Origin of the sequence: Roseococcus suduntuyensis, from assembly GCF_014196305.1 — a bacterium.
Taxonomy (GTDB): domain Bacteria; phylum Pseudomonadota; class Alphaproteobacteria; order Acetobacterales; family Acetobacteraceae; genus Roseococcus; species Roseococcus suduntuyensis.
In genome coordinates this window covers 254,389-275,586 of sequence record NZ_JACIDJ010000001.1, presented here as the reverse complement: position 1 = coordinate 275,586, position 21,198 = coordinate 254,389, and the positions used below count along the sequence as shown (strand labels likewise).

Annotated in this window: 18 protein-coding genes and 2 riboswitches; of the genes, 10 read left to right on the top strand and 8 right to left on the bottom strand. The window is 71.6% G+C overall.

The features are described from left to right. The 10 genes from GGQ83_RS01265 to GGQ83_RS01220 all read left to right on the top strand — a co-directional run. Positions 1-431 (top strand): (deoxy)nucleoside triphosphate pyrophosphohydrolase (locus GGQ83_RS01265; RefSeq protein ID WP_260170356.1); only part of this gene is annotated, 431 nt, incomplete at its 5' end. A 9-nt stretch (positions 432-440) separates the two neighbouring features. Next, on the top strand, positions 441-1,229 hold the full coding sequence (locus GGQ83_RS01260) for a competence/damage-inducible protein A (protein WP_184381779.1): 789 nt from the start codon (positions 441-443) through the stop codon (positions 1,227-1,229). Between the two features lie 5 nt (positions 1,230-1,234). Next, positions 1,235-2,383: an MFS transporter gene (locus GGQ83_RS01255; protein WP_184381778.1), complete on the top strand. Its 1,149-nt coding sequence runs from the start codon at positions 1,235-1,237 to the stop codon at positions 2,381-2,383. Continuing rightward, positions 2,380-3,426, top strand: a complete 1,047-nt coding sequence (locus tag GGQ83_RS01250; RefSeq protein WP_184381777.1) for a calcium:proton antiporter — start codon at positions 2,380-2,382, stop codon at positions 3,424-3,426. Before GGQ83_RS01255 ends, GGQ83_RS01250 begins: the two co-directional genes overlap by 4 nt. A gap of 120 nt (positions 3,427-3,546) precedes the next feature. Next, positions 3,547-3,647: riboswitch (glycine riboswitch) on the top strand. Then, positions 3,648-3,756, top strand: a riboswitch (glycine riboswitch). Between the two features lie 35 nt (positions 3,757-3,791). Further along, on the top strand, positions 3,792-4,877 hold the full coding sequence (gene gcvT, locus GGQ83_RS01245) for a glycine cleavage system aminomethyltransferase GcvT (protein ID WP_184381776.1): 1,086 nt from the start codon (positions 3,792-3,794) through the stop codon (positions 4,875-4,877). Between the two features lie 13 nt (positions 4,878-4,890). Continuing rightward, entirely contained in the window at positions 4,891-5,265 is a 375-nt protein-coding gene (gcvH, locus tag GGQ83_RS01240) for a glycine cleavage system protein GcvH (RefSeq protein ID WP_184381775.1), read from the top strand. Further along, complete coding sequence (gene gcvP, locus GGQ83_RS01235) at positions 5,262-8,153, top strand: aminomethyl-transferring glycine dehydrogenase (RefSeq protein WP_184381774.1); 2,892 nt, start codon at positions 5,262-5,264, stop codon at positions 8,151-8,153. The genes gcvH and gcvP overlap by 4 nt, the downstream gene beginning before the upstream one ends. A 33-nt stretch (positions 8,154-8,186) precedes the next feature. Further along, positions 8,187-9,593, top strand: coding sequence for a threonine synthase (gene thrC / locus GGQ83_RS01230; protein ID WP_184381773.1), 1,407 nt, complete (start codon positions 8,187-8,189; stop codon positions 9,591-9,593). A gap of 17 nt (positions 9,594-9,610) precedes the next feature. Then, complete coding sequence (locus GGQ83_RS01225) at positions 9,611-10,876, top strand: M16 family metallopeptidase (protein WP_184381772.1); 1,266 nt, start codon at positions 9,611-9,613, stop codon at positions 10,874-10,876. After that, positions 10,873-12,198, top strand: coding sequence for a TldD/PmbA family protein (locus GGQ83_RS01220; RefSeq protein ID WP_184381771.1), 1,326 nt, complete (start codon positions 10,873-10,875; stop codon positions 12,196-12,198). The genes GGQ83_RS01225 and GGQ83_RS01220 overlap by 4 nt, the downstream gene beginning before the upstream one ends. Positions 12,199-12,253: 55 nt before the next feature. On the opposite strand, the gene GGQ83_RS01215 is transcribed toward GGQ83_RS01220, so the two are convergent. Genes GGQ83_RS01215 through fliF form a run of 8 tightly spaced genes read right to left on the bottom strand, consistent with a single transcriptional unit; the run spans position 12,254 to position 21,197 of the window. Further along, positions 12,254-13,108, bottom strand: a complete 855-nt coding sequence (locus GGQ83_RS01215) for an SAM-dependent methyltransferase (protein WP_184381770.1) — start codon at positions 13,106-13,108, stop codon at positions 12,254-12,256. 19 nt (positions 13,109-13,127) lie between these two features. Next, positions 13,128-13,889 carry a nucleotide-binding protein gene (locus tag GGQ83_RS01210; RefSeq protein ID WP_242534825.1) on the bottom strand — a complete coding sequence of 254 codons (762 nt, stop codon included), beginning with the start codon at positions 13,887-13,889 and terminating at the stop codon, positions 13,128-13,130. Further along, positions 13,886-14,785 carry a P-loop NTPase family protein gene (locus tag GGQ83_RS01205; RefSeq protein WP_184381768.1) on the bottom strand — a complete coding sequence of 300 codons (900 nt, stop codon included), beginning with the start codon at positions 14,783-14,785 and terminating at the stop codon, positions 13,886-13,888. The genes GGQ83_RS01210 and GGQ83_RS01205 overlap by 4 nt, the downstream gene beginning before the upstream one ends. 3 nt (positions 14,786-14,788) lie before the next feature. Continuing rightward, on the bottom strand, positions 14,789-16,852 hold the full coding sequence (gene flhA, locus GGQ83_RS01200) for a flagellar biosynthesis protein FlhA (RefSeq protein WP_184381767.1): 2,064 nt from the start codon (positions 16,850-16,852) through the stop codon (positions 14,789-14,791). Then, entirely contained in the window at positions 16,849-18,222 is a 1,374-nt protein-coding gene (locus GGQ83_RS01195) for a sigma-54-dependent transcriptional regulator (RefSeq protein ID WP_184381766.1), read from the bottom strand. The genes flhA and GGQ83_RS01195 overlap by 4 nt, the downstream gene beginning before the upstream one ends. Further along, entirely contained in the window at positions 18,219-18,572 is a 354-nt protein-coding gene (gene fliN / locus GGQ83_RS01190) for a flagellar motor switch protein FliN (RefSeq protein WP_242534824.1), read from the bottom strand. Before fliN ends, GGQ83_RS01195 begins: the two co-directional genes overlap by 4 nt. Continuing rightward, the gene (gene fliG, locus GGQ83_RS01185; protein ID WP_311726882.1) at positions 18,553-19,560 is read right to left on the bottom strand and encodes a flagellar motor switch protein FliG; all 1,008 of its coding nucleotides are present in this window, start codon (positions 19,558-19,560) and stop codon (positions 18,553-18,555) included. Before fliG ends, fliN begins: the two co-directional genes overlap by 20 nt. Beyond that, complete coding sequence (gene fliF / locus GGQ83_RS01180) at positions 19,557-21,197, bottom strand: flagellar basal-body MS-ring/collar protein FliF (protein ID WP_184381765.1); 1,641 nt, start codon at positions 21,195-21,197, stop codon at positions 19,557-19,559. Before fliF ends, fliG begins: the two co-directional genes overlap by 4 nt. Position 21,198 lies beyond the last annotated feature (1 nt).

Genomic DNA, 21,198 nt, shown 5'->3' with positions numbered 1-21,198 from the left:
CAGCGGCCAAGGATTTCGCGCCGCCCGCGGCCAAGCCCATCCTGCTGGTCGTCGCCTGCGCGCTGGTGGATGTGGAGGGCCGCGTGCTGCTGGCCCAGCGGCCCGAGGGCAAGTCCATGGCCGGCCTCTGGGAATTCCCCGGCGGCAAGCTGGCCGAGGGCGAGACCCCCGAGGCCGCCCTCATCCGCGAGTTGCGCGAGGAGCTGGGCATCGAGACGCGCGAGGCCTGCCTCTCGCCGCTGTTCTTCGCCAGCCACGCCTATGAGAAGTTCCATCTGCTGATGCCCCTCTACATCTGCCGCAAATGGGAAGGGCGGGTTTCCCCGCGCGAGGGCCAGCAGCTCGCCTGGGTGCGCCCGCAGAAGCTGGCCGACTACCCCATGCCTCCCGCCGATATTCCCCTCGTCGCCCTGCTGCGCGATTTCCTCTAGGAGAGAGCCATGCCCAACCCCACCGCCTGCCTGCTCATCATCGGCAATGAGGTGCTCTCCGGCCGCACCCGCGACGCGAACCTGCAATTCCTGGCCACGCGCCTGGGCGATATGGGCATTCCGCTCCGCGAGGTCCGCGTCATCCCCGACGTGCCCGAAACCATCATCGGCACCGTGAACGAGGTCCGCGCCAAGTTCGACCACGTCTTCACCACGGGCGGCATCGGGCCCACCCATGACGACATCACCAGCGAATGCGTGGCGGCCGCCTTCGGCGTGCCCTGGATGGTGCATGAGGAAACCCGCGCCCTGATGGCCGAGGACTACGCGCGGCGCGACCCGCCGGTGGAGTTCAACGCCGCGCGCCTGCGCATGGCCACCCTGCCGCAGGGCGCCACGCCCATCCGCTGCGCCATGACCACGGCACCCGGCTTCTCCATGGGCAATGTGCATGTGATGGCGGGCGTGCCGCGCATCATGCAGTCCATGTTCGAGGCGCTGGCGCCCAGCCTGGCCGGCGGCGTGCCGGTGGTCTCGGCCACGGTGCATGCGCTGGGGGTCTATGAGGGCAACATCGCCGAGGCGCTGGCCGCCGTGCAGGCGCGCTTCCCGGCGCTGGATGTCGGCAGCTACCCCTTCTACCGCAGCCATGGCCCGCAGGGCTTCACCGGCGGCGGCGTCGCGCTGGTGGCCAAGGGCGTTTCGCAGGAACAGGTCGAGGCCGCCGCCGCCGCCATCACCGAGATGCTGGAATCCATGGGCGCCACCCCCATCCAGGGCGAGCCGCCGCCGGCATAAGCCCGATGTCCCGCGCGCAGCACAACCGCCTGGTTCTCACCTTCGCGCTGGCGGGCTTCGCCTCCGCGGTGGCCACCCGCATCACGGACCCGCTGGTGGCCGTGCTGGCCTTCGACTTCGCGGAGGACCCGGCGCGCGTGGCCCTGCTGGCCACCGCCTTCGCTTTGCCCTTCGCTCTGGTGCAGCCCGTGCTGGGGCCGGTGGCCGATGCGCTGGGCAAGCAGCGCGTCATCATCTTCGCGCTGGCCTTCCAGGCGGTGTTCCTGGCGGCCTCGGCGCTGGCGCCCACGCTGCTCTTCCTGATGGTGATGCGGGTGCTGACCGGCGGGGCTGGCGGCGGCATCTTCCCCGTGACCCTGGCCCTGTTCGGCGACCGCGTGCCCATGGCGGAACGCCAGGTGGCCATCAGCCGCTTCCTCGCCTGCGCCATCGCCGGGCAGATGGCCGGCGGCGTGCTGGCGGGGCTGCTGGAGCCCATCCTGGGTTGGCGCGGGCTGATGCTGCTGACGGCGCTGCTGGCGGCCGGCGCCGTCATCCCCCTCTGGCGCGACCAGGTGCCCGAGCCGCGCGGGCGCCTCAGCCTGCACGAGGCCATCGCCCGCTACCGTTCGCTGCTGGGCAACCCCGCCGCCCGCGCCCTGTTCTGGGCCGTGGGCATCGAGGGCATGCTGGTCTTCGGCGCCTTCCCCTATTTCGCCAACCATCTGCTGGAAAACGGCATGGGCGGCACGCGTGAGGCCGGGTTCACGCTCGCCGCCTTCGGCTGCGGCGGCTTCCTCTACACGGCGGCGGCGCCCTGGCTGGTGCGGCGCCTTGGCCCCGCGCGCATGATGATGCTGGGCGGCGCGCTGGCCGCGCTGGGCACGCTCTGCTTCGCCGGCGCGCGGGTGGACTGGGCCTTCATCAGCGGCGGGCTGGTGCTCGGCACCGGCTTCTTCATGCTGCACAACTCCCTTCAGACCCGCGTGACCGAGATCGCCCCCCAGGCGCGCGGCTCGGCCACCGCGCTGCACGCCTTCCACTTCTTCCTGGGCCAGGCAGCCGGCCCGCCGCTGATGGGCCTCGCGCGCGCCACGGTGGGGCTGGAGGCGGGGCTGGTGGTGGCGGCGCTGGGGCTCTTGGTGCTGGGGGTCATGATCGGGCGGCGGCGGTGAGGCGGTTTCCCTGGTGGTCCCTGGCCTTCCCGGCCATCGGCCTCGCGGAGCTGCTGGCACCGGGGCTGGTGCCCATGCCGCTGGTGGCCGTGACCCTCATCGGCGTCATCTTCGCCGCCGTCCGCCATGCCGAGACGGTGGCGCAGCGCCTGGGCAACCTGCTGGGCGCGCTGGTGCTGGCCGTCTCCATCACCGTGATCGAGGCGGGGCTGATCGTCTCCATGATGCTGGGGGGCGCGGAACCCACCGTGGCGCGCGATTCCATCTTCGCCGCGCTGATGATCGCGCTGAACGGCGTGCTGGGGCTGAGCCTGCTGCTGGGCGGGCGCCGCTGGTTCGAGCAGAGCTTCCGCACCTCGGCCTGCAATGCCTTCCTGGCGGTGCTGATCCCGCTGGCGGTGCTGACGCTGGTGCTGCCCAGCCACACCATCAGCGCGGCGGGGCCGGTCTATTCGCCGCCGCAACTTCTCTTCGTGGCGGTGGTGTCGCTCGGCCTCTACGTGGCCTTCCTCTATGTGCAGCTGGTGCGGCACCGGGCGGAATTCGTGGCGGACCACGACATCGCGGCCGGCGCAGACCGGCCAGGCGCGATGGCGGCGCTGGTGGCGGGCGGGTTGTTGCTGCTGTCGCTCATCTGCGTGGTGCTGCTGGCCAAGGCGCTGGCGCCGGTGCTGGAGGCGGGGGTGCGGGCGGCGGATTTGCCGCTTTCGCTGGTCGGTGTCGCCATCGCGCTGCTGGTGCTGATGCCCGAGGGGCTGACGGCGCTGCGCGCGGCCGCCCGCAACAACCTCCAGGCCGCGCTGAACCTGACGCTGGGCTCGGTGCTGGCCTGCGTGGGGCTGACCATCCCGGCCGTGGCCGTGGTGGCGCTGGCCACCGGCCAGCCGCTGCACCTGGGGCTGGACGCGGCGATGACCGTGCTGCTGGCCACCACCTTCCTGATGCTGGCCATCACGCTGAACACCGGGCGGACGACGGTGCTGGAGGGCATGGTGCACCTCAGCATCTTCGCGGCCTTCGTGATGTTCTCCTTCCTGCCGTAAGCGCGGGCAGCGCCGCCCCCGCCTGCCGGTTTCGCGGGCGCGCGGCGGGTGGCGCGGCCGGGTGCGACGCGGGGCCGCCTTGCTTTCGCCTTCGAAGCGGATCATATCCGCGGGGCCTGCATATCGCGTGCGGGAGAGAATCGCCGGGGCCATGCCCTGGTGGTCGCCGAAGGCGCAACCGGCCCCCGGAAACGCTCAGGCAAAAGGGCCGCACGCGACAGGGCACTCTGGAAAGCCCGCGCCCCGCCAGGGGTCCGGCACCGACGGAGTAAGGCTTCGGGGTGGAACCCCGGCGCTGAATCTCTCAGGTCTTCCGACAGAGGGGGGTCACGATCGCAACCGCCGCGGATGCGGCAGGGGGATACGTGGCCGATTCTGATACGCTTCTCGAAACGCCTCTGGCCGCGCTCCACAAGGAGCTGGGCGGGCGCATGGTCCCCTTCGCGGGCTATTCCATGCCCGTGCAATACCCCGCCGGCATCATGGCCGAGCACCTGCACACCCGCGCCGCTGCCGCCTTGTTCGACGTGTCCCACATGGGGCAGGCCGAACTGGTGGGAGAGGGTGCCGCCGCCGCGCTGGAAGCCCTCACCCCCGCCGATGTCCAGGCGCTCAAGCCCGGCCGCCAGCGCTATGGGCTGCTGCTGAACGAGGCGGGCGGCATCGTGGACGACTTCATGGTGGCCAATTTGGGCGACCGGCTGTTCCTGGTGGTGAACGCCAGCCGCAAGCAGGTGGACCTGCCGCTGATCGAGAGCGTGCTGCCCTCCGGTGTGAAGCTCCGCCCCCTGCCGGACCGCGCGCTGCTGGCGCTGCAAGGCCCGGCCGTGGCGTCGCTGGTGCCGACGGACCTCACCTTCATGGGCATCGCGCCCATCACCATCGCGGGCATCGAGGTCATCGCCTCGCGCTCCGGCTACACGGGCGAGGATGGCTTGGAAATCTCCGTCCCCGCCGACCAGGCCGAGGCGCTGGCGCGTGCCCTGCTGGCCATGCCGGGCGTGATGCCCGCCGGCCTGGGGGCGCGGGATTCGCTGCGGCTGGAGGCGGGACTCTGCCTCTACGGCAATGACCTCGACGAGACGACGACGCCCGTCGAGGCGAACCTCGTCTGGTCCATGGGCAAGCGCCGCCGCATGGCCTGGGATTTCCGCGGCGCCGAGCGCGTGCGCGAACAGCTCGACAATGGTGCGCCGCGGCTGCGCGTGGGCCTGCGCCCCGAAGGCCGCCAGCCCGCGCGTGCCCACACGGCCATCAAGGCCGGCGGCGAGGTGGTGGGCGAAATCACCTCCGGCGGCTTCGGCCCCTCGGTCGGCGCGCCCGTCGCCATGGGCTATGTCGCCCGCCCGCACGCCGCCGATGGCACCGCGCTTGACCTCATCGTGCGCGACAAGGCGCTGCCCGCCCGTGTCGCCGCCATGCCTTTCCAACCCCATCGCTACGCCCGCTGAAGGACGCACCGCCATGACCGAGCTGAAATTCACCAAGGACCATGAGTGGCTGCGGATGGAGGGCCAGGTGGCCGTCATCGGCATCACCGACCACGCGCAGACCGCGCTGGGCGATGTGGTGTTCGTGGACCTGCCCGAGGTCGGCCGCGAGGTCACGGCCGGTGAGGCCATCGCCGTGGTGGAAAGCGTGAAGGCCGCCTCCGACGTCTATGCCCCCATCACCGGCCGCGTGGTCGAGGTGAACGAGGCCCTGACCGACGACCCCTCCAAGGTGAACGCCGAGCCGACCGGCGCCGGCTGGTTCTTCAAGATCGAGGCCAGCGGCGCCCTGCCGGACGACCTGCTGGACGCCGACGCCTACAACGCCTTCGTGGACAGTCTCGCATGAGCACGCTCGACGAATTGCGCGCCCTGGAGGACCAGGGCGAATTCATCCGCCGCCACATCGGCCCCACCGAGGCCGAGATCCAGCAGATGCTGACCGTGGTGGGCTGCACCAGCCTGGAGCAGATGGTGGGCCGCACCGTGCCTGCCGGCATCCGCGGCGTGGATTTCTCGGCGCTGCCCGCGCCCATGAACGAGGCCGCCGCCATCGCGGAACTGCGCGCGCTGAGCGAGCGCAACATCCGCAAGCGCAGCCTCATCGGCATGGGCTATCACGGCACGCACACCCCGCCCGTGATCTTGCGGAACATCCTGGAAAACCCGGGCTGGTACACCGCCTACACCCCCTACCAGGCCGAGATCGCCCAGGGGCGGCTGGAGGCGCTGGTCAATTTCCAGACCATGATCTGCGACCTGACGGGCCTGCCCGTGGCCGGCGCCTCGCTGCTCGACGAGGGCACGGCGGCGGCGGAGGCGGTGACGCTCGCCCACTCCACCCACAAGGGGAAGGGCGATGTGCTGGTGGTGGCCGAGGACTGCCACCCGCAGACCATCGCCGTGCTGCGCGTCCGCGCGGAGCCGGTGGGGATCAAGCTGGTGCTGGCGGCACCCGCGAAGCTGGCCGAGGTCATCGCGGCCCAAAAACCCTTCGCCGTCGTCACGCAATACCCCGGCACGACCGGCGCGCTGCGCGACATCGCGCCCGAAATCCAGGCCGCGCATGCGGCGGGTGCGTTGGCCATCGTGGCGGCGGACCTGCTGGCGCTGACGCTGGTGACGCCGCCCGGCGAGATGGGCGCCGATATCGTCGTGGGCTCGTCCCAGCGCTTCGGCGTGCCGCTCGGCTATGGCGGGCCGCATGCGGGCTTCATCGCGGTGAAGGAGGCGCTGAAGCGCAGCCTGCCGGGCCGCCTCGTGGGTGTCTCGGTGGATGCGGCCGGCGCACCCGCCATGCGCCTCGCGCTGCAAACGCGCGAGCAGCACATCCGCCGCGAGAAGGCCACGTCGAACATCTGCACCGCCCAGGTGCTGCTGGCGGTGATGGCCTCTATGTATGCGGTGTGGCACGGGCCGGAGGGGCTGAAGCGCATCGCGCGCCGCGTGGCGCTGCAAGCGCGCATGCTGGCCGGCGCGGCGCGGGAGGGTGGCTTCACCCTGCGCCATGACAGTTTCTTCGACACCATCGTCGTCGAGACCGGCGCGCGCACGGATGCGCTGATGGAGGCGGCCCTGACCGCCGGCTTCAACCTGCGCCGCGTGGGTGACAATGCCATCGCCATTTCGCTCGACGAGACGGTGACGCGCGCCGAACTCGCCACGCTCGCCAAGCTGCTGGGGGCGGCGGAACTGGGCGCCACCGCGGGCGGCATTCCGGACGGCCTGAACCGCGCCAGCGCCTTCCTCACCGCCGAGGTGTTCAATACCCACCACGCCGAGCACGCCATGCTGCGCTACATGAAGCGGCTGGAGGACAAGGACGTGGCGCTGAACCGCTCCATGATCCCGCTCGGCTCCTGCACCATGAAGCTGAACGCGACGGCGGAGATGATCCCCGTCACCTTCCCGGGCTTCGCGGACATCCACCCCTTCGCGCCGGTGGACCAGGCGCGCGGCTATCTCGCCATGATCCGGCAGCTCGAAGCCTGGCTGTGCGGCGTGACGGGCTTCGCGGCCGTGTCGCTCCAGCCCAATGCCGGCAGCCAGGGCGAATATGCGGGGCTGCTGGCCATCCGCGCCTATCACCAGGCGCGGGGCGAGGGGCACCGGAACATCTGCCTCATCCCCTCCAGCGCGCATGGCACCAACCCGGCCAGCGCCGTGATGGCGGGCATGAAGGTGGTGGTGACGGCCTGCGACCGCGATGGCAACGTGGATGTGGACGACCTGCGGGCCAAGGCCGCCCAGCACGGGCCGAACCTGGCCGCGCTGATGGTGACCTACCCCTCCACCCATGGCGTCTATGAGGAACAGATCCGCGAGATCTGCGCCGTCATCCACGACCAGGGCGGGCAGGTCTACATGGACGGCGCCAACATGAACGCGCAGGTGGGGCTGACCTCGCCGGCCGCGATCGGCGCCGATGTGTGCCACCTGAACCTGCACAAGACCTTCTGCATCCCGCATGGCGGCGGCGGCCCGGGCGTCGGGCCGATCGGCGTCGCGGCGCATCTCGCCCCACATCTGCCCAACCACCCGCTGGTGGCGGAAGCCGGCCCCGCCACGGGCTTCGGCCCGGTCAGCGCGGCACCCTTCGGCAGCGCGGCCATCCTGCCCATCAGCTACGCCTATATCCGCATGATGGGCGGCGAGGGGCTGACGCGCGCCACCGAGGTCGCCATCCTCAACGCCAACTACATGGCGGCCCGGCTGCGCGACCACTTCCCCATCCTCTACCGGGGCGGGCAGGGGATGGTGGCGCATGAGTGCATCCTGGACTGCCGCGGCTTCCAGCAGGGCGGTGGCGTGATGGTCGAGGACATCGCCAAGCGCCTGCAGGATTACGGCTTCCACGCGCCCACCATGTCCTGGCCCGTCTCCGGCACGCTGATGGTGGAACCCACCGAGAGCGAGACCAAGGCGGAACTGGACCGCTTCATCGAAGCCATGATCTCCATCCGCGCCGAAATCCGCGCGGTGGAGCAGGGCCGCATGGACCGTGCCGACAACCCGCTGAAGAACGCCCCCCACACGGCGGCCGAGGTCACGGGCACCAGCTGGACCCACCCCTACAGCCGCGAACAGGCCGCCTTCCCGCTGCCCTGGGTGCGCGCCGCCAAGTATTGGCCCCCGGTGAAGCGGGTGGACAATGTCTATGGCGACCGCAACCTGGTCTGCACCTGCGCGCCGCTGGAGGAATATGCCGCCACGGTGACGCTCCAGGCGGCGGAGTAGCAAGTCGGGGCAGGAGGCGCTATTTCCTGCCCCATGCGCTATATCTCCACCCGAGGCGAGGCCGCGCCCCGCGGCTTCGAGGATGTCCTGCTCGCTGGCCTGGCCGAGGATGGCGGGCTGTTCGTGCCCGAGACCTGGCCGACGCTGACGCCATCCGAATGGCACGCCCTGCGCGGCCTGCCCTTCGCGGAACTGTCGGCGCGCATCCTCCACCGCTTCACGGGCGATGCGCTGGGCTTCGATGAGCTCCATGCCATGACGCGCGACGCCTATGCCAGCTTCCGCCACCCCGCCGTGGTGCCGCTGGTGCAACTGGGTCCCCGCGACTTCGCGCTGGAACTGTTCCACGGCCCCACGCTCGCCTTCAAGGACGTGGCGCTGCAACTGCTGGGCCGCCTCTTCGACCATGTGCTGGCCAAGCGCGGCGAGCGCATCACCATCGTCGGCGCCACCTCCGGCGACACGGGCTCGGCCGCCATCGAGGCCTGCCGTGACCGCGCTTCGGTGGACATCGTCATCCTCCACCCCGAGGGCCGCACCAGCGAGGTGCAGCGCCGGCAGATGACCACCGTCATGTCGCCCAACGTGGCGAACCTCGCCATCCAGGGGTCGTTCGACGACTGCCAGGACATGGTGAAGGCCATGTTCGTGGACGCGCCCTTCCGCACCGACATGCGGCTGGCGGCGGTGAACTCCATCAACTGGGCGCGCATCGCGGCGCAGATCCCCTACTATGTTGCCGCCGCCCTGGCGCTCGGCGCGCCGGAGCGCGAGGTGGCCGTCTCCGTCCCCACCGGCAATTTCGGCAATGTGCTGGCGGCCTGGGCGGCGAAGCGGATGGGCCTGCCGATCAGCCACTTCATCGTGGCGTCCAACCGCAACGACATCCTGACGCGCTTCCTCACGGCCAACGACATGTCGGCGCGGCCTGTGGAGCCTTCGCTTTCGCCCTCCATGGACATCCAGGTGAGTTCCAACTTCGAGCGCCTGCTGTTCGAGCTGCTGGGCCGTGACCCGCGCGCCACCGCCCGCATGATGCAGGATTTCCGCGCCACGGGCCGGATGCCGGTGCCCGACGCCGCCTGGCGCCAGGCCAGCGCCGCCTTCACCGGCTTCGCGCTGTCGGACGAGGACACGCTGGCGGAAATCCGCCACTGGCACGAACGCGCGGACTACCTGGCGGACCCGCACACGGCCATCGGCCTCGCCGCCGCCCGCGCCCATGCGCCGGCGGATGCCTCCATCCCCGTCATCACCGCCGCCACGGCCCACCCCGCGAAGTTCCCCGACGCGGTGCAGCAGGCCACGGGCTTCCGCCCGCCCTTGCCGCCGGCGCTGGCCGACCTCTACGACCGGCCGGAGCGCTTTTCGGTGCTGCCCAATGACCTCGCCGCGGCGCAGGGCTTCGTGCGCGCGCACACCCTCCGCAACGCGGCGTGAAGGACCACATATCCCCCATGTCCGAATCCCTCCGCCTGACCACCCTGCCCTCCGGCCTCGTCGTCGTCACCGACCACATGCCGCGCGTCGAGACCGTCTCCATCGGCGCCTATGTCCATGCCGGCACGCGGCATGAGAGCGCGCCGGAGAACGGCGCCTCCCACTTCCTCGAACACATGGCCTTCAAGGGTACGGCGCGGCGCGACGCGGCGGCCATCGCGCGCGAGATCGAGAATGTCGGCGGCCACATCAACGCCTACACGGCGCGCGAGCAGACCGCCTACTACTGCAAGGTGCTGAAGGAGGATGTGGGCCTGGCCGCCGACATCATCGGCGACATCCTCTGCCACTCCACGCTGACACCCGAGGAGCTGGAGCGGGAGCGCGGCGTGATCCTGCAGGAGATCGGCCAGGCGAACGACACGCCGGACGACATCATCTTCGACCATTTCCAGCACGCCTGCTTCCCGGAACAGGCCATGGGCCGCCCCACGTTGGGCACCGAGCAGACCATCGAGACCATGAAGCGCGAGGCGCTGACCGGCTACATGGCGCGGCACTACGGCCCTTCGCGCACCGTGGTGGCCGCGGCCGGCGCCGTCTCGCACGAGGCGGTGCTGGAACTGGTGCAGGCGCATTTCGCGGACCTGCCCCAGGTGGCGCCCCCGGCCCCCGAGGCCGCGCGCTATCTGGGCGGCGAATACCGTGAGGAACGCGACCTCGACCAGGTGCACCTGGTGCTGGGCTTCCCCTCGGCCCACTACACCGACCGCGACCATTACCCGGTGCTGCTGCTCTCCACGCTGCTGGGCGGCGGCATGTCCTCGCGCCTGTTCCAGGAAATCCGGGAACGGCGCGGGCTCGTCTATTCCATCTACTCCTTCGCGCATCCTTACCAGGACAGCGGCATCTTCGCCCTCTACGCCGGCACGGGCGAGGAACAGGCGGCGGAGCTGGTGCCCGTGGCGGTGGAGGAACTGCGCCGCGTCCAGCTCGACGTGACGCAGGACGAATTGGACCGCGCCAAGGCGCAGCTCCGCGCCTCGCTGCTGATGTCGCTGGAATCCACCGGCAGCCGCTGCGAGCAGATCGCGCGGCACATCCAGATCCATGGCCGCGTGATCCCCATCGAGGAGACCAAGGCCCGTATCGCCGCCGTGACGGTGGAGGACATCCAGCGCGCCGCCCACCGCCTCTTCCGCGCGCGGCCGACGCTGGCCGCCATGGGGCCGATCGGGCGCGTGCCCATGCTGGACGAGATCGCGGGGAAGCTCGCGGCATGAACAGCCAGGACCTTCTCGGCGCCCTGCTCGACGCCGCGAAGCGCGCGGGGGCCGAGCAGGCGGATGCGCTGCTGGTGCGCTCCGCCTCGCTCGCCGTGCAGCGCCGCCTTGGCGCCATCGAACAGCTGGAGCGCAGCGAGGGCGTGGACCTCGGCCTGCGCGTGTTTGTCGGCCAGCGCGTCGCCATCGTCAGCGCCACCGAGGCACGCCCTGAAGGTTTCGCCGCCCTGGCCGAACGCGCCGTGGCCATGGCGCGCATCGTGCCCGAGGATCGCTTCGCGCAAATCCTGGACGCGCCGGCACCCAGCATGGCCGCGCTGGACCTCGATGATGGCAAGGCGCCCGATGCCGACGCCCTGCTGGCCCGCGCCGCGCTCGCCGAGGAAGCGGCGCTGGCCGTGACGGGTGTGACGAACAGCGAGGGCGCCTCCGCCGGCTGGTCGCGCGGCACGCGCAGCCTCGCCACCTCGCGCGGCTTCTTCGGGGAGTATGGGCGCGGTTCGCACAGCGTCTCCGCCACGGCGCTGGCCGGCAAGGGCACCGGCATGCAGCGCGACTACGACTATGCCAGCGCCGTCTATCTCTCCGAGTTGGAGGATGCCGTCGCCATCGGCCGGCGCGCCGGCGAACAGGCGGTGGCGCGGCTGAACCCCACGCGGCCCAAATCCGCCGTGCTGCCGGTGATCTATCACCCGCGTGTCTCGGCCTCGCTGCTGGGGCATCTGGTGGGGGCGATCAATGGTGCTTCCATCGCCCGCGGCACCTCCTTCCTGAAGGACGCGATGGGCACGCAGATCCTGCCGCGCGGTATGAATGTGTGGGACGACCCGCTGCGCCCGCGCGGCCCCCGCTCGCGCCCCTTCGACGGCGAGGGCCAGGCCGCGCAGCGCCGCGCCCTGGTCGAGGACGGCATGCTGACCACCTGGCTGCTGGACAGCCGGAGTGCCGCGCAGCTGGGCCTCGCCTCCACCGGGCACGCGGCGCGCGGCACGGGCGGCCCGCCCTCGCCCTCGCCCACCAATCTCTGGCTGGAGGCGGGCCGCGTCTCGCCCGCCGCGCTGATGGCGGACATCAAGCTGGGTCTCTATGTCACCGAACTCATCGGCATGGGGGTGAACGGCCTGACGGGCGATTATTCGCGCGGGGCGGCGGGCTTCATGATCCGCGACGGCCAACTGGCTGAGCCGGTGGGCGAGATCACCATAGCCGGCAAGCTGCCCGAGATGTTCCAGGCACTCACCGCCGCCGATGACCTGGAATTCAAGCGCGGCACCGACGCGCCGACGCTGCGGGTGGATGGGATGACGCTGGCGGGGGCGTGAGGCTTTTGCGCGGCCGATTCACCGCCCCGGCGGCACGCCGGAGCGGATCGGACGCCTAAACTCTCTTCGCCACCAGCAGCCGATACCGCACGAAGCCCTCCGTCTGGAGGGTTTCCAGCATGATCCCGCCGATCTCCGCCTCGGCGCGCACGCCGAAGCCCAACGCGCGCCGCAGCCGCAGGGGCCAGCGCCGCAACTCGCGCAGGCGGGGCGTCGCCTGCGCCATGTCACGCACACACAGCAGGGGCGAGAGGTCGCGCTCGCCCACCAGGGTCAACCCCGCCCCCTCCATGGCCCGCACCCAGCCCGCGCGCGTGGGCGCCACGGGGGCGCGCCAGTAGCGGCGGAAGACGTCGAAGCGGCGGGCGGCCTCGGGCGGCATGCCCTCCTCCGGCATATCATCCACCATGACCAGGTGCCCGCCCGGCGCCAGCACCGAGGCCAGAACCGCGATGGTCGCTTCCGGGGCTGCCGAATGGATCAGGCTCTCGATGCCGATGATCAGGTCGAAGGGCCCGGGCGGCGGCATGTCATAGGATTGCACGCGGATGCGCACCCGGTCGGCCAGCCCCGCCGCCGCGAGGGCCGCCCCGCCGCGCTGGCGCTGCGCCTCCGACAGGGTCAGCCCCGTCCAGTCCCCGCCCAGGCGCGGTGCCAGGTCCAGCATGGTCGCGCCATAGCCGCAGCCGGCATCGAGCACGCGCGGCGCCTCGGGCAGCGCCAGCCCCTCCAGCATCAGCCGGTGCAGCACATAGGGCGAGGCCGGGCCGCCGTCTGGGTCGGTCAGGGCGCGATGGATGGGGTGGGCGGCCTCGCCCTCCGCGCGGCGTTCCTCGAAGAAGGACAACCCGTCCAGCCAACGATAATAGCGGGCAACCCTGCGGGCCTGGCGTGTGGCAAGCGATGACATCGCAAGGTGAGATGGGGTGTCACGCTGCCTTTCCGAGGGGGGTGGCGCGCAACGCCGCCGCCAGGATCCGCAAATCCTGCGCGGCGGGGCTGTCCGGGTGGCGCGTCAGCAGCGGGGCCTGGGCGCGGATGGCGGCGGGCACCTTGGGGTCGCGCCGGACATGGCCCAGCAGCTTCACCCCCTGGCCCAGGAAATGCCGGCACGCCTGGTCCAGCGCGCCATGCACCCGCGTCGCCTGGGCCGGGCCCTGCACCATGTTGGCGACCAGCGCGGACCGCCCCCCGCCATCCGCCCCCCGGCTGTCCTGGCGGTGCAGCTTCAGCACGGCATAGGCGTCGGTCAGGGCGGTGGGTTCCTCGGTGACGATGACCAGCAGCATGTCGGCGGCGGCGGCCAGGCGGCGCTGCGCGAGGGAGAGGCCTGCGCCGAGGTCCAGCACCACCTCCTCCATCGGCAGGGCGCGCAGCAGGCCCACCATGCGGTCCAGCCCCTCGGCCCCCAGCGAAGCCAGCCCCGCGGCGCCCGAGCGGCCCGGCAGAAGGGCGAAGCCGGCGGGGTGGGGCGTCAGCGCCTCCGCGGCCGTGCAGGCGCCGGTGAGCACATGGCCGAGGTCGCGCGTGGGTGTGATGCCAAGCTGCACATCCACATTGGCGAGCCCGAGGTCGCCGTCCACCAGCGCCGTGCTGGCGCCCCCCTCCGCCAGCGCCTGGGCGAGGCCGATGGCGAGGCAGGTCTTCCCCACACCCCCCTTGCCGGAGGCGATGACCGTCAGTCGCGTCATGGCGCGCACTCCAGGGGTGTGCCGGGGGCGGCGCTGAGGCGCCCGGCCAGCCATTCGGCGGAAAGGGGGTGCAGGCCGCGCGCCACCTGCGGGCCGATGCCGGCCTCGGTCAGTGCCAGGCCCGCGGCGGCGGCGGCCAGCACGCCGCCCAGCCGCCGCGCGCTGTCGAGCCGCGTCGCGATCATGTGGCGCGCGCCCAGCAGGTGGAAGGCGCGGGCGAGGTCGGCGCTTTCCTCGGCGTCCAGCCCGCCGGGCAGCACCAGCACGGGGGTGGCGCCCGCGGCCTCGATCAGCCGGTGCAGGCGTTCGGCCTGGGCCGCGTCGAAGGGGTCGCAGCCGAAGCCGTCGAGGAAGGCGGGCTGGCCGGGTTCGCGCCGCTGCACGGATTTGGCCAGCACCTCCGGCTGCGCGGCGACGGCGAGCGTCAGCCGCAACAGCCGCGTGAAGGCGGCGAGCTGCTCCACGGCACCCGCCCGCGCGCCATCGGCCGTCACCACCAGCGGGGTCTGCCCGGCCATGGTGGCGCGCGCGGCCAGCTTCGCGCAGGTCAGCGTCTTGCCCGCGCCGGGCGGGCCCACCAGCAGCAGGGGCCGTTCCAGGGGCAGGGGCGCGAAGGCCAGGTGCGCGGCCAGCGCGGGCGCGAGCCGCCCCTGGCCCAGCCGCATGGCCAGTGGTGCGGGCAGGTTGTGGCGCGCGAGCGCGGGTGGAAGGTCCAGCGGTGCCGTGGCGCCCTCGGGCGGGATCAGCAGGGGTTCGGCCACGTCGAGCGCGGCCGTCACCTCCACGCCGCCGCCCACGCGCCGCGTGTCGAGGATGATGGCCTCATCCCCCAGCGCGTCACGCGCGGCGGCCAGCGCCAGCGAGGCATTGCGGCCATGGAACACCCGCAGCTGCATGGATCAGATGCTGGCCAGGGCGCGCACGCGGATGCGCGGGTGCAGTTCGGCCTGGGCGAGCACGGTGGTGCTGGGGCGGATGCGCTCCACGATGGCGCGGATATGCGCCCGCAGCGCGCCGGAACACAGCAGCACCGGCGCCTCCTCCTGCGCCGCCTGGGCGTCCAGCACGTCGCGCATGCGGGTGATGAATTGCTGGAGCTTCGCTGGCTCCATGGCCAGCTGCCGGTCCTCGGGCGGGCCGGTCAGCGCCTCGGTGAAGGCCACCTCCCATTCGGGCGAGAGGGTGACGAGGCCCACATAGCCCTGCGGCCCGCGCGCGGCTTCCGACAATTGCCGCGCCAGGCGCATCCGCACCACGGCCTGGATGTGCGGCAGGGCGCGCAAATTCGCCGACACCGCTTCCTGCAGCCCTTCCAGGATGGTGGGCAGGTCGCGGATGGAAACGCGCTCCGCCAGCAGGGATTGCAGCAGGCGTTGCAGGGTGCCCACGCTGGCCTGGGCCGGGATCAAGTCCTGCACCAGCTTCTGCTGTTCGCGCGGGAGTTCCTCGAGAAGCTTCTGGGTTTCGGCGTAGGAGAGCAACTCGTTCATGTTTTCGCGCACCACCTCCGTCAGGTGGGTGGCGAGGACGCCCGCGCAGTCCACCACCGTGCAGCCGCGGGCGAGTGCCTCCTCGCGCAGACGCTCCTCGATCCAGAGGGCGGGCAGGCCGAAGGCGGGTTCCTGCGTGCGCTCGCCCGGCAGGTCCGGCATGTTGCCGGAGGGGTCTATGGCGAGGTTCATGGGCGGGCGCAGGCTGCCGCGCGCGGCCTCGATCTCCTTCACGCGGATCACGTAGGAATCGGCCGGCAGTTCGAGGTTGTCCTGGATGCGGACGCTGGGCAGGACGAAGCCCATCTCCTGCGCGATGGAACGGCGCAGCCCGCGGATTTGCTCCGACAGGCGCGGCGCATCGCCGGCGGCCAGCGAAAGCAGCCCGTAGCCCAGTTCCAGCCGTAGCAGGTCCATCCGCAACGCCTCGGCCACCGGAGGTTCGGCGTTGCTGGGCGGTGGCGCCTCCTCGGGCGGGGGAAGTGCCGCCGTGGGGTTGCGGCGCTGATACCAGGCGGCCCCGCCCGTCAGCCCCGCCAGCGCCAGGAAGGGCAGCAGCGGCATGCCCGGCACCAGCCCCAGCACGAGCGAACTGCCCGAGGCCACGGCCAGCGGCTTCCAGGTGCCCAGCTCCTTCGCCATCAGCGCATCGGCCTGGCCTTCGCGCGCGGCCTTGGTGACGACGATGGCCGCGCCGACCGAGACGAGCAGTGCGGGAATCTGCCCCACCAGCCCGTCGCCCACCGTCAGGATGGAATAGGTCTGCACCGCCTCCATGAAGGGCATGCCGTGACGGCCGATGCCGATGGCCAGCCCGCCCAGCAGGTTGATGAAGACCGAGACGATGGCGACGATCGCATCGCCCTTCACGAACTTCGCGGCACCGTCCATGGAGCCGTTGAAGCTGCTCTCCTCCTCCAGGTCGCGGCGGCGGCGCTTGGCCTCGGCCTCGTCAATCGTGCCGGCCGAGAGATCGGCGTCAATCGCCATCTGCTTGCCCGGCATGGCGTCCAGGTGGAAGCGCGCGGACACTTCCGCGATGCGCCCCGCGCCCTTGGCCACCACCGTCTGGTTCACCAGCAGCAGGATGGCGAAGATGATGAGGCCCACCAGCACGTCGCCGCCCATGAGCGACTGGCCGAAGACCGCGATGATGTTGCCCGCCGCCTGCGGCCCCTCATGCCCATTGGCCAGGATGGCGCGGGTGGTGGCCACGTTCAGCCCCAGCCGGAACAGCGTGGTGATGAGCAGGATCTGCGGGAAGGACTGGAACTCCAGCGGCTTCGTCAGCAGCAGCGCCACCATCAGCACCAGCACCGAGATGGTGATGTTCAGCGCCAGCGCCGCGTCCAGCAGGAAGGCCGGCAGCGGGATGACGAGGATGCTGAGCACCAGCGCCACCGCCAGGACCAGCGCGACCTCGGAGGATATGCGCAGCCCGGTGAGCCAGGGCGGGAGGGGAAGTGCCTTCACGCGACCTTCCAGCTATCCGGCATCTGGCCCGGCGCGGGCGGCACGGGCAGGCCCTGGCCGCGATACTCGGCCAGCTTGTTCCGCAGCGTGCGGATGGAGATGCCCAGGATTTCCGCGGCCCGCGTGCGGTTGCCGAGGCACCGGCCCAGGGTTTCGAGGATCAGATCCCGCTCCACCTCGTCCATGCGCCGGCCCACCAGGGCGGCGATGGGCTCGGCGGGGCTGGCGGGCGCGGTGGCGGCGATGGTGACGGTGGGCGCCGCTTCCGGCGGCGGCGCCATGAGCTCGATGGCGTCGGGCGTGATCTCGGGGCCATGCGCCAGCAGCACGGCGCGGTGCAGCGTGTTCTCCAGCTCCCGCACATTGCCCGGCCAGGAATGCGCGAGCAGGCGCGAGGCCGCCAGTTGCGCGAGCGGCCGGCGCGGCAGCCCGTTGGCGTCCGCGTAGCGCAGCGCGAAATGCTCGGCCAGCGGCAGGATGTCGCCGGGGCGGGCGCGCAGCGGCGGGATGTGCAGCGCCACCACGTTCAGGCGGAAATACAGGTCCTCGCGGAAGCGGCCGGCGCGCACCTCGCTGGGCAGGTCGCGGTTGGTGGCGGCGAGGATGCGGACATCCACGCGCACGGGGCCGGTGCCGCCCAGGCGGTCCACCTCGCGCTCCTGGATCACGCGCAGAAGCTTGGCCTGGAGGCGCAGATCCATCTCGCCGATCTCGTCCAGCAGCAGCGTGCCGCCCTCGGCCTGTTCGAAGCGGCCGCGGCGGGCGGCGACGGCGCCGCTGAAGGCGCCCTTCTCATGGCCGAAGAGTTCGCTCTCCAGCAGCGTCTCGGGCAGGGCGGCGCAGTTGAGCGCCACGAAGGGGCCGCGCTGGCGACGCGAATGGGTGTGGATGTGCCGCGCCAGCACCTCCTTGCCCGTGCCGCTCTCGCCGGTGACCAGCACCGAGGCTTCGGCGCGCGCCAGTTGCTCCGCGCGCGCCATCAGCGCGGCCATGGCGGGGTCACGGTAGACAGGCGCATCCGGGCCTTCCGCCACGGCCGAGAGCATGGCCGCGATGAGGTCCGCATCGGGGGGCAGCGGCAGGAATTCGCGCGCGCCGGCACGGATGGCGCGCAGCACCGCATCGGCGTCGGCGTTGCGCCCGCAGGCGATGACGGGGGTGGCGATGCGCTCCTCCGTCAGGCGTTCTAGCAGCCAGGGCAGGTCATGCGTCACATCGGCCAGGACGAGGTCCGCGCCCGTGCCGCGCAGTTGCGCCAGCGCGCCCGTGACACCCTCGGCCTGCACCAGCGCCGCGCCGCGGGCCGAGGCCAGCCGCGCCGCCTGGCCCAGCTCACCCGAAAGCGAGCCGAGGATGAGCAGCCGCGTCACAGCCCGCGATCCGCCTTGACGATTTCCGTCATGGTCACACCCAGGCGGTTGTCCTCCACCATCACCACCTCGCCGCGCGCGACGAGGCGGTTGTTGACGTAGATGTCCACCGCCTCGCCGAGCTTGCGGTCGAGTTCCACCACCGCGCCACGCCCTAGCTTCAGCAGCTGCGACACTTGCATGGTGGCGCGGCCCAGCACGGCGCTGACCTGCACGGGGATGTCATAGACGGCCTCCAGCTCGCGCGGGGTGGTGGGGATGTTGGCGTCCGTGGGCAGGGTGCTGCCTGGGGGCGCGGGCTCGAAGGGGGCTTCGTTGCCGCCCTCGGCCTCATTCGACGAACTGGTCATTCTTGCCCTCCGAAAGCTGGATCTGGCCCTGGGCCGCGAGTTCCTTCGCGGCGATGACGACGGCGGCCTGCGCCTCGTCCACATCCTTCAGCCGCACGGGGCCCAAGGCCGCGATGTCGTCGCGCAGCAGCTTGGCCGCGCGCTCGGTCATGTTGCGGAAGAACATCTCCCGCATTTCCTCGCCGGCGCCCTTCAGCGCCAGCGTCAGCCGGTCCTTCTCGACGCCGCGCAGCAGCGTCTGCAGGCCGGTGTTGTCCAGGCGCTTCAAATCCTCGAAGGTGAACATCAGGCTGCGGATGCGCTCGGCCGCCTCGCGGTTGCGCTCCTCCAGGGCGGCGAGGATGCGGCCCTCGGCCTGGCGGTCGAGGCCATTGAAGATTTCCGCCATCATCTCGTGCGGGTCGCGGCGCTGGGTGCGTGCCAGGTTCGACATGAACTCCATCTTCAGCGTGCGCTCCACGCCCTCCAGCGCCTCCTTCTGGACGTTCTCCATGCGGAGCATGCGCATCACCACCTCCATGGCGAAGCCATCGGGCAGCATGGACAGCACGCGCGCGGCGTGGTCGGGCTTCACCTTGCTCAGCACCACCGCCACCGTCTGCGGGTATTCGTTCTTCAGGTAGTTCGCGAGCACCGTCTCGTTCACGTTGCCCAGCTTGTCCCACATGGTGCGACCCGCGGGGCCGCGGATTTCCTCCATGATCTGGTTCACGCGTTCCTGCGGCATCGTCTTGAGCAGCAGGCGTTCCGTGGTCTCGAAGGAGCCGACGATCTGCCCCGCCTGGCCGAGCTGGCCGGAGAACTCGTCGCACACCGCCTCGACCATGGCGGCCGAGACGCTGCCCAGCTGCGCCATGGCGTGCGACAGGTCGCGGATCTCGTCCTCCTGCATGCGGGAGAACATCTGGGCCGAGAGTTCCTCGCCCAGTGTCAGCATCAGGATGGCGGCCTTCTGCGGGCCGCGCAGGCGAATGAGGGTCTCGCTCACTGGTTGTCATCCGGGGTGAGCCAGCGGCGCAGCACCACCAGCGTCTCGTCGGGGTGCTGCTCCACGAGGGTGATCACGCGGGTGATGGAGGAAGCCCGCATCTGCCCCTGCACCTGTGCCAGATTCACCATGCCATCCTCTCCCACTTCCATGCCTGCCGGCAGCAGCCCGGCATTTTCCTGTCCCGGCAGGCCCGGCACACCGCCGCCCGCCAGCGCCGCCGCGCCGCCCTGGCCACCCGCCAGCGCCGCCGGCGGTGCCAGCGTCAGCGCCAGGCGCCGCGCCACCGGCCGCGCCACCAGCAGCAGCGCCAGCAGCGCCAGCACGCCGATCACCGCCGTCTCGATCAGGCGCGTGACCATGGCGCCCGTGATCTCGATGCCGAAGGGGTGCTGCGGCGGCGCCTGAACCTCGGCCTCGGCGAAGCGCATGGAGACGACCTCCACGCGGTCGCCGCGCTGTTCGTTGAAGCCCACCGCGCTGCGCACCAGGGTGGCGATGCGCGCAAGTTCGGCCTCGCTGCGCTCCCGCCACTGGGTGCCGCCGCCCTCGCGCGGTTCCATCACGCCATCCACCAGCACGCCCACCGAGAGGCGGCGCATCACCGGCTGTTCGCGCAGCACGTTGCGGATGGTGCGGCCGATCTCGAAGTTGGTCGTCTCCTCCTGGCGGTTTTCCTGGGTGCCGCCACCGGCCGCGCCCGGGTCGGCGCCGGGCAGGTTGTTGCCCACGGTGACATTGGCGGGTTCGCTGGTGCGGTTGTTCTCGGTGACGGATTGCTGGCTGCGCGGCACCTGGTTCTCGGGGTCGAAGCGCTCCTCGCGCGTTTCCACCCGGTCGGAATCCATCTCGATGGCGGCCTCGGCGCGCACGCGGCCGGGGCCCAGCACGCGCTCCAGCATCTCCTCGACGGCGCGGGCGAGGCGCGCCTCCTGCCCCCGCCGCAATTCATCGGCGGTGGCGACACCCGCCGCGCCGCCCAGCGCCTGGCCTGCGCGCGCCAGCAGCTCACCCCGGCTGTCCACGATGGAGACGCTGGCCGGGCGCAGGCCGGGCACGGCCGCCACGACCAGGTGCAGCACGGCCTGCACGCCCTCGCGGTCCAGCCGCTGCGAGCCCTGCATGGTCAGCAGCACGCTCGCCTGTGCTTCGGCGCGCTCGCGCGAGAAGGCCTCGCGCCGCGGCAGCACCAGATGCACCCGCGCGCCCCGCACGCCGTGCAGCGCGCGGATGGAGCGCGCCAACTCGCCCTCCAGCGCGCGCAGCCGGTTCATTTCCTGCTGGAAGGGCGTGGTGGTCAGCCCCTCGCCACGGTCGAACAGCTCATTGCCGATGGACCCGCCCGCCGGCAGCCCCTCCCGCGCGAGGTTCAGGCGCAGGCGCGGCACATCCTCCACCGGCACCAGGATCTGCGTGCCGCCGGCCGCCAGCCGGTAGGGCGTGCGGCTGCGTTCCAGCGCGGCCACGACGGCACCGGCGTCCCGCGCCTCCAGGTCACCGTAGAGCAGCGCCATGGGCGGCGTGCCTGAGCGCAGCAGCAGGAAGCCGAGGCCGCCCAGCGTCAGCAATGCGAGCCCCGCCAGGGCGGCCAGGCGCAGGCGGCCCAGCGCCTTGATCTGTTCGATCAGCGCCTGCATG

Excerpts from the sequence above, each read along its gene's own strand:
- GGQ83_RS01220 (WP_184381771.1), top strand. The coding sequence starts at position 10,873 with ATGAACAGCCAGGACCTTCTCGGCGCCCTGCTCGACGCCGCGAAGCGC.
- GGQ83_RS01260 (WP_184381779.1), top strand. The coding sequence starts at position 441 with ATGCCCAACCCCACCGCCTGCCTGCTCATCATCGGCAATGAGGTGCTC.
- thrC (WP_184381773.1), top strand. The coding sequence starts at position 8,187 with ATGCGCTATATCTCCACCCGAGGCGAGGCCGCGCCCCGCGGCTTCGAG.
- GGQ83_RS01215 (WP_184381770.1), bottom strand. The coding sequence starts at position 13,108 with ATGTCATCGCTTGCCACACGCCAGGCCCGCAGGGTTGCCCGCTATTAT.
- GGQ83_RS01210 (WP_242534825.1), bottom strand. The coding sequence starts at position 13,889 with ATGACGCGACTGACGGTCATCGCCTCCGGCAAGGGGGGTGTGGGGAAG.
- fliN (WP_242534824.1), bottom strand. The coding sequence starts at position 18,572 with ATGACCAGTTCGTCGAATGAGGCCGAGGGCGGCAACGAAGCCCCCTTC.
- gcvP (WP_184381774.1), top strand. The coding sequence starts at position 5,262 with ATGAGCACGCTCGACGAATTGCGCGCCCTGGAGGACCAGGGCGAATTC.
- gcvH (WP_184381775.1), top strand. The coding sequence starts at position 4,891 with ATGACCGAGCTGAAATTCACCAAGGACCATGAGTGGCTGCGGATGGAG.
- GGQ83_RS01205 (WP_184381768.1), bottom strand. The coding sequence starts at position 14,785 with ATGCAGCTGCGGGTGTTCCATGGCCGCAATGCCTCGCTGGCGCTGGCC.
- GGQ83_RS01225 (WP_184381772.1), top strand. The coding sequence starts at position 9,611 with ATGTCCGAATCCCTCCGCCTGACCACCCTGCCCTCCGGCCTCGTCGTC.
- GGQ83_RS01255 (WP_184381778.1), top strand. The coding sequence starts at position 1,235 with ATGTCCCGCGCGCAGCACAACCGCCTGGTTCTCACCTTCGCGCTGGCG.
- fliF (WP_184381765.1), bottom strand. The coding sequence starts at position 21,197 with ATGCAGGCGCTGATCGAACAGATCAAGGCGCTGGGCCGCCTGCGCCTG.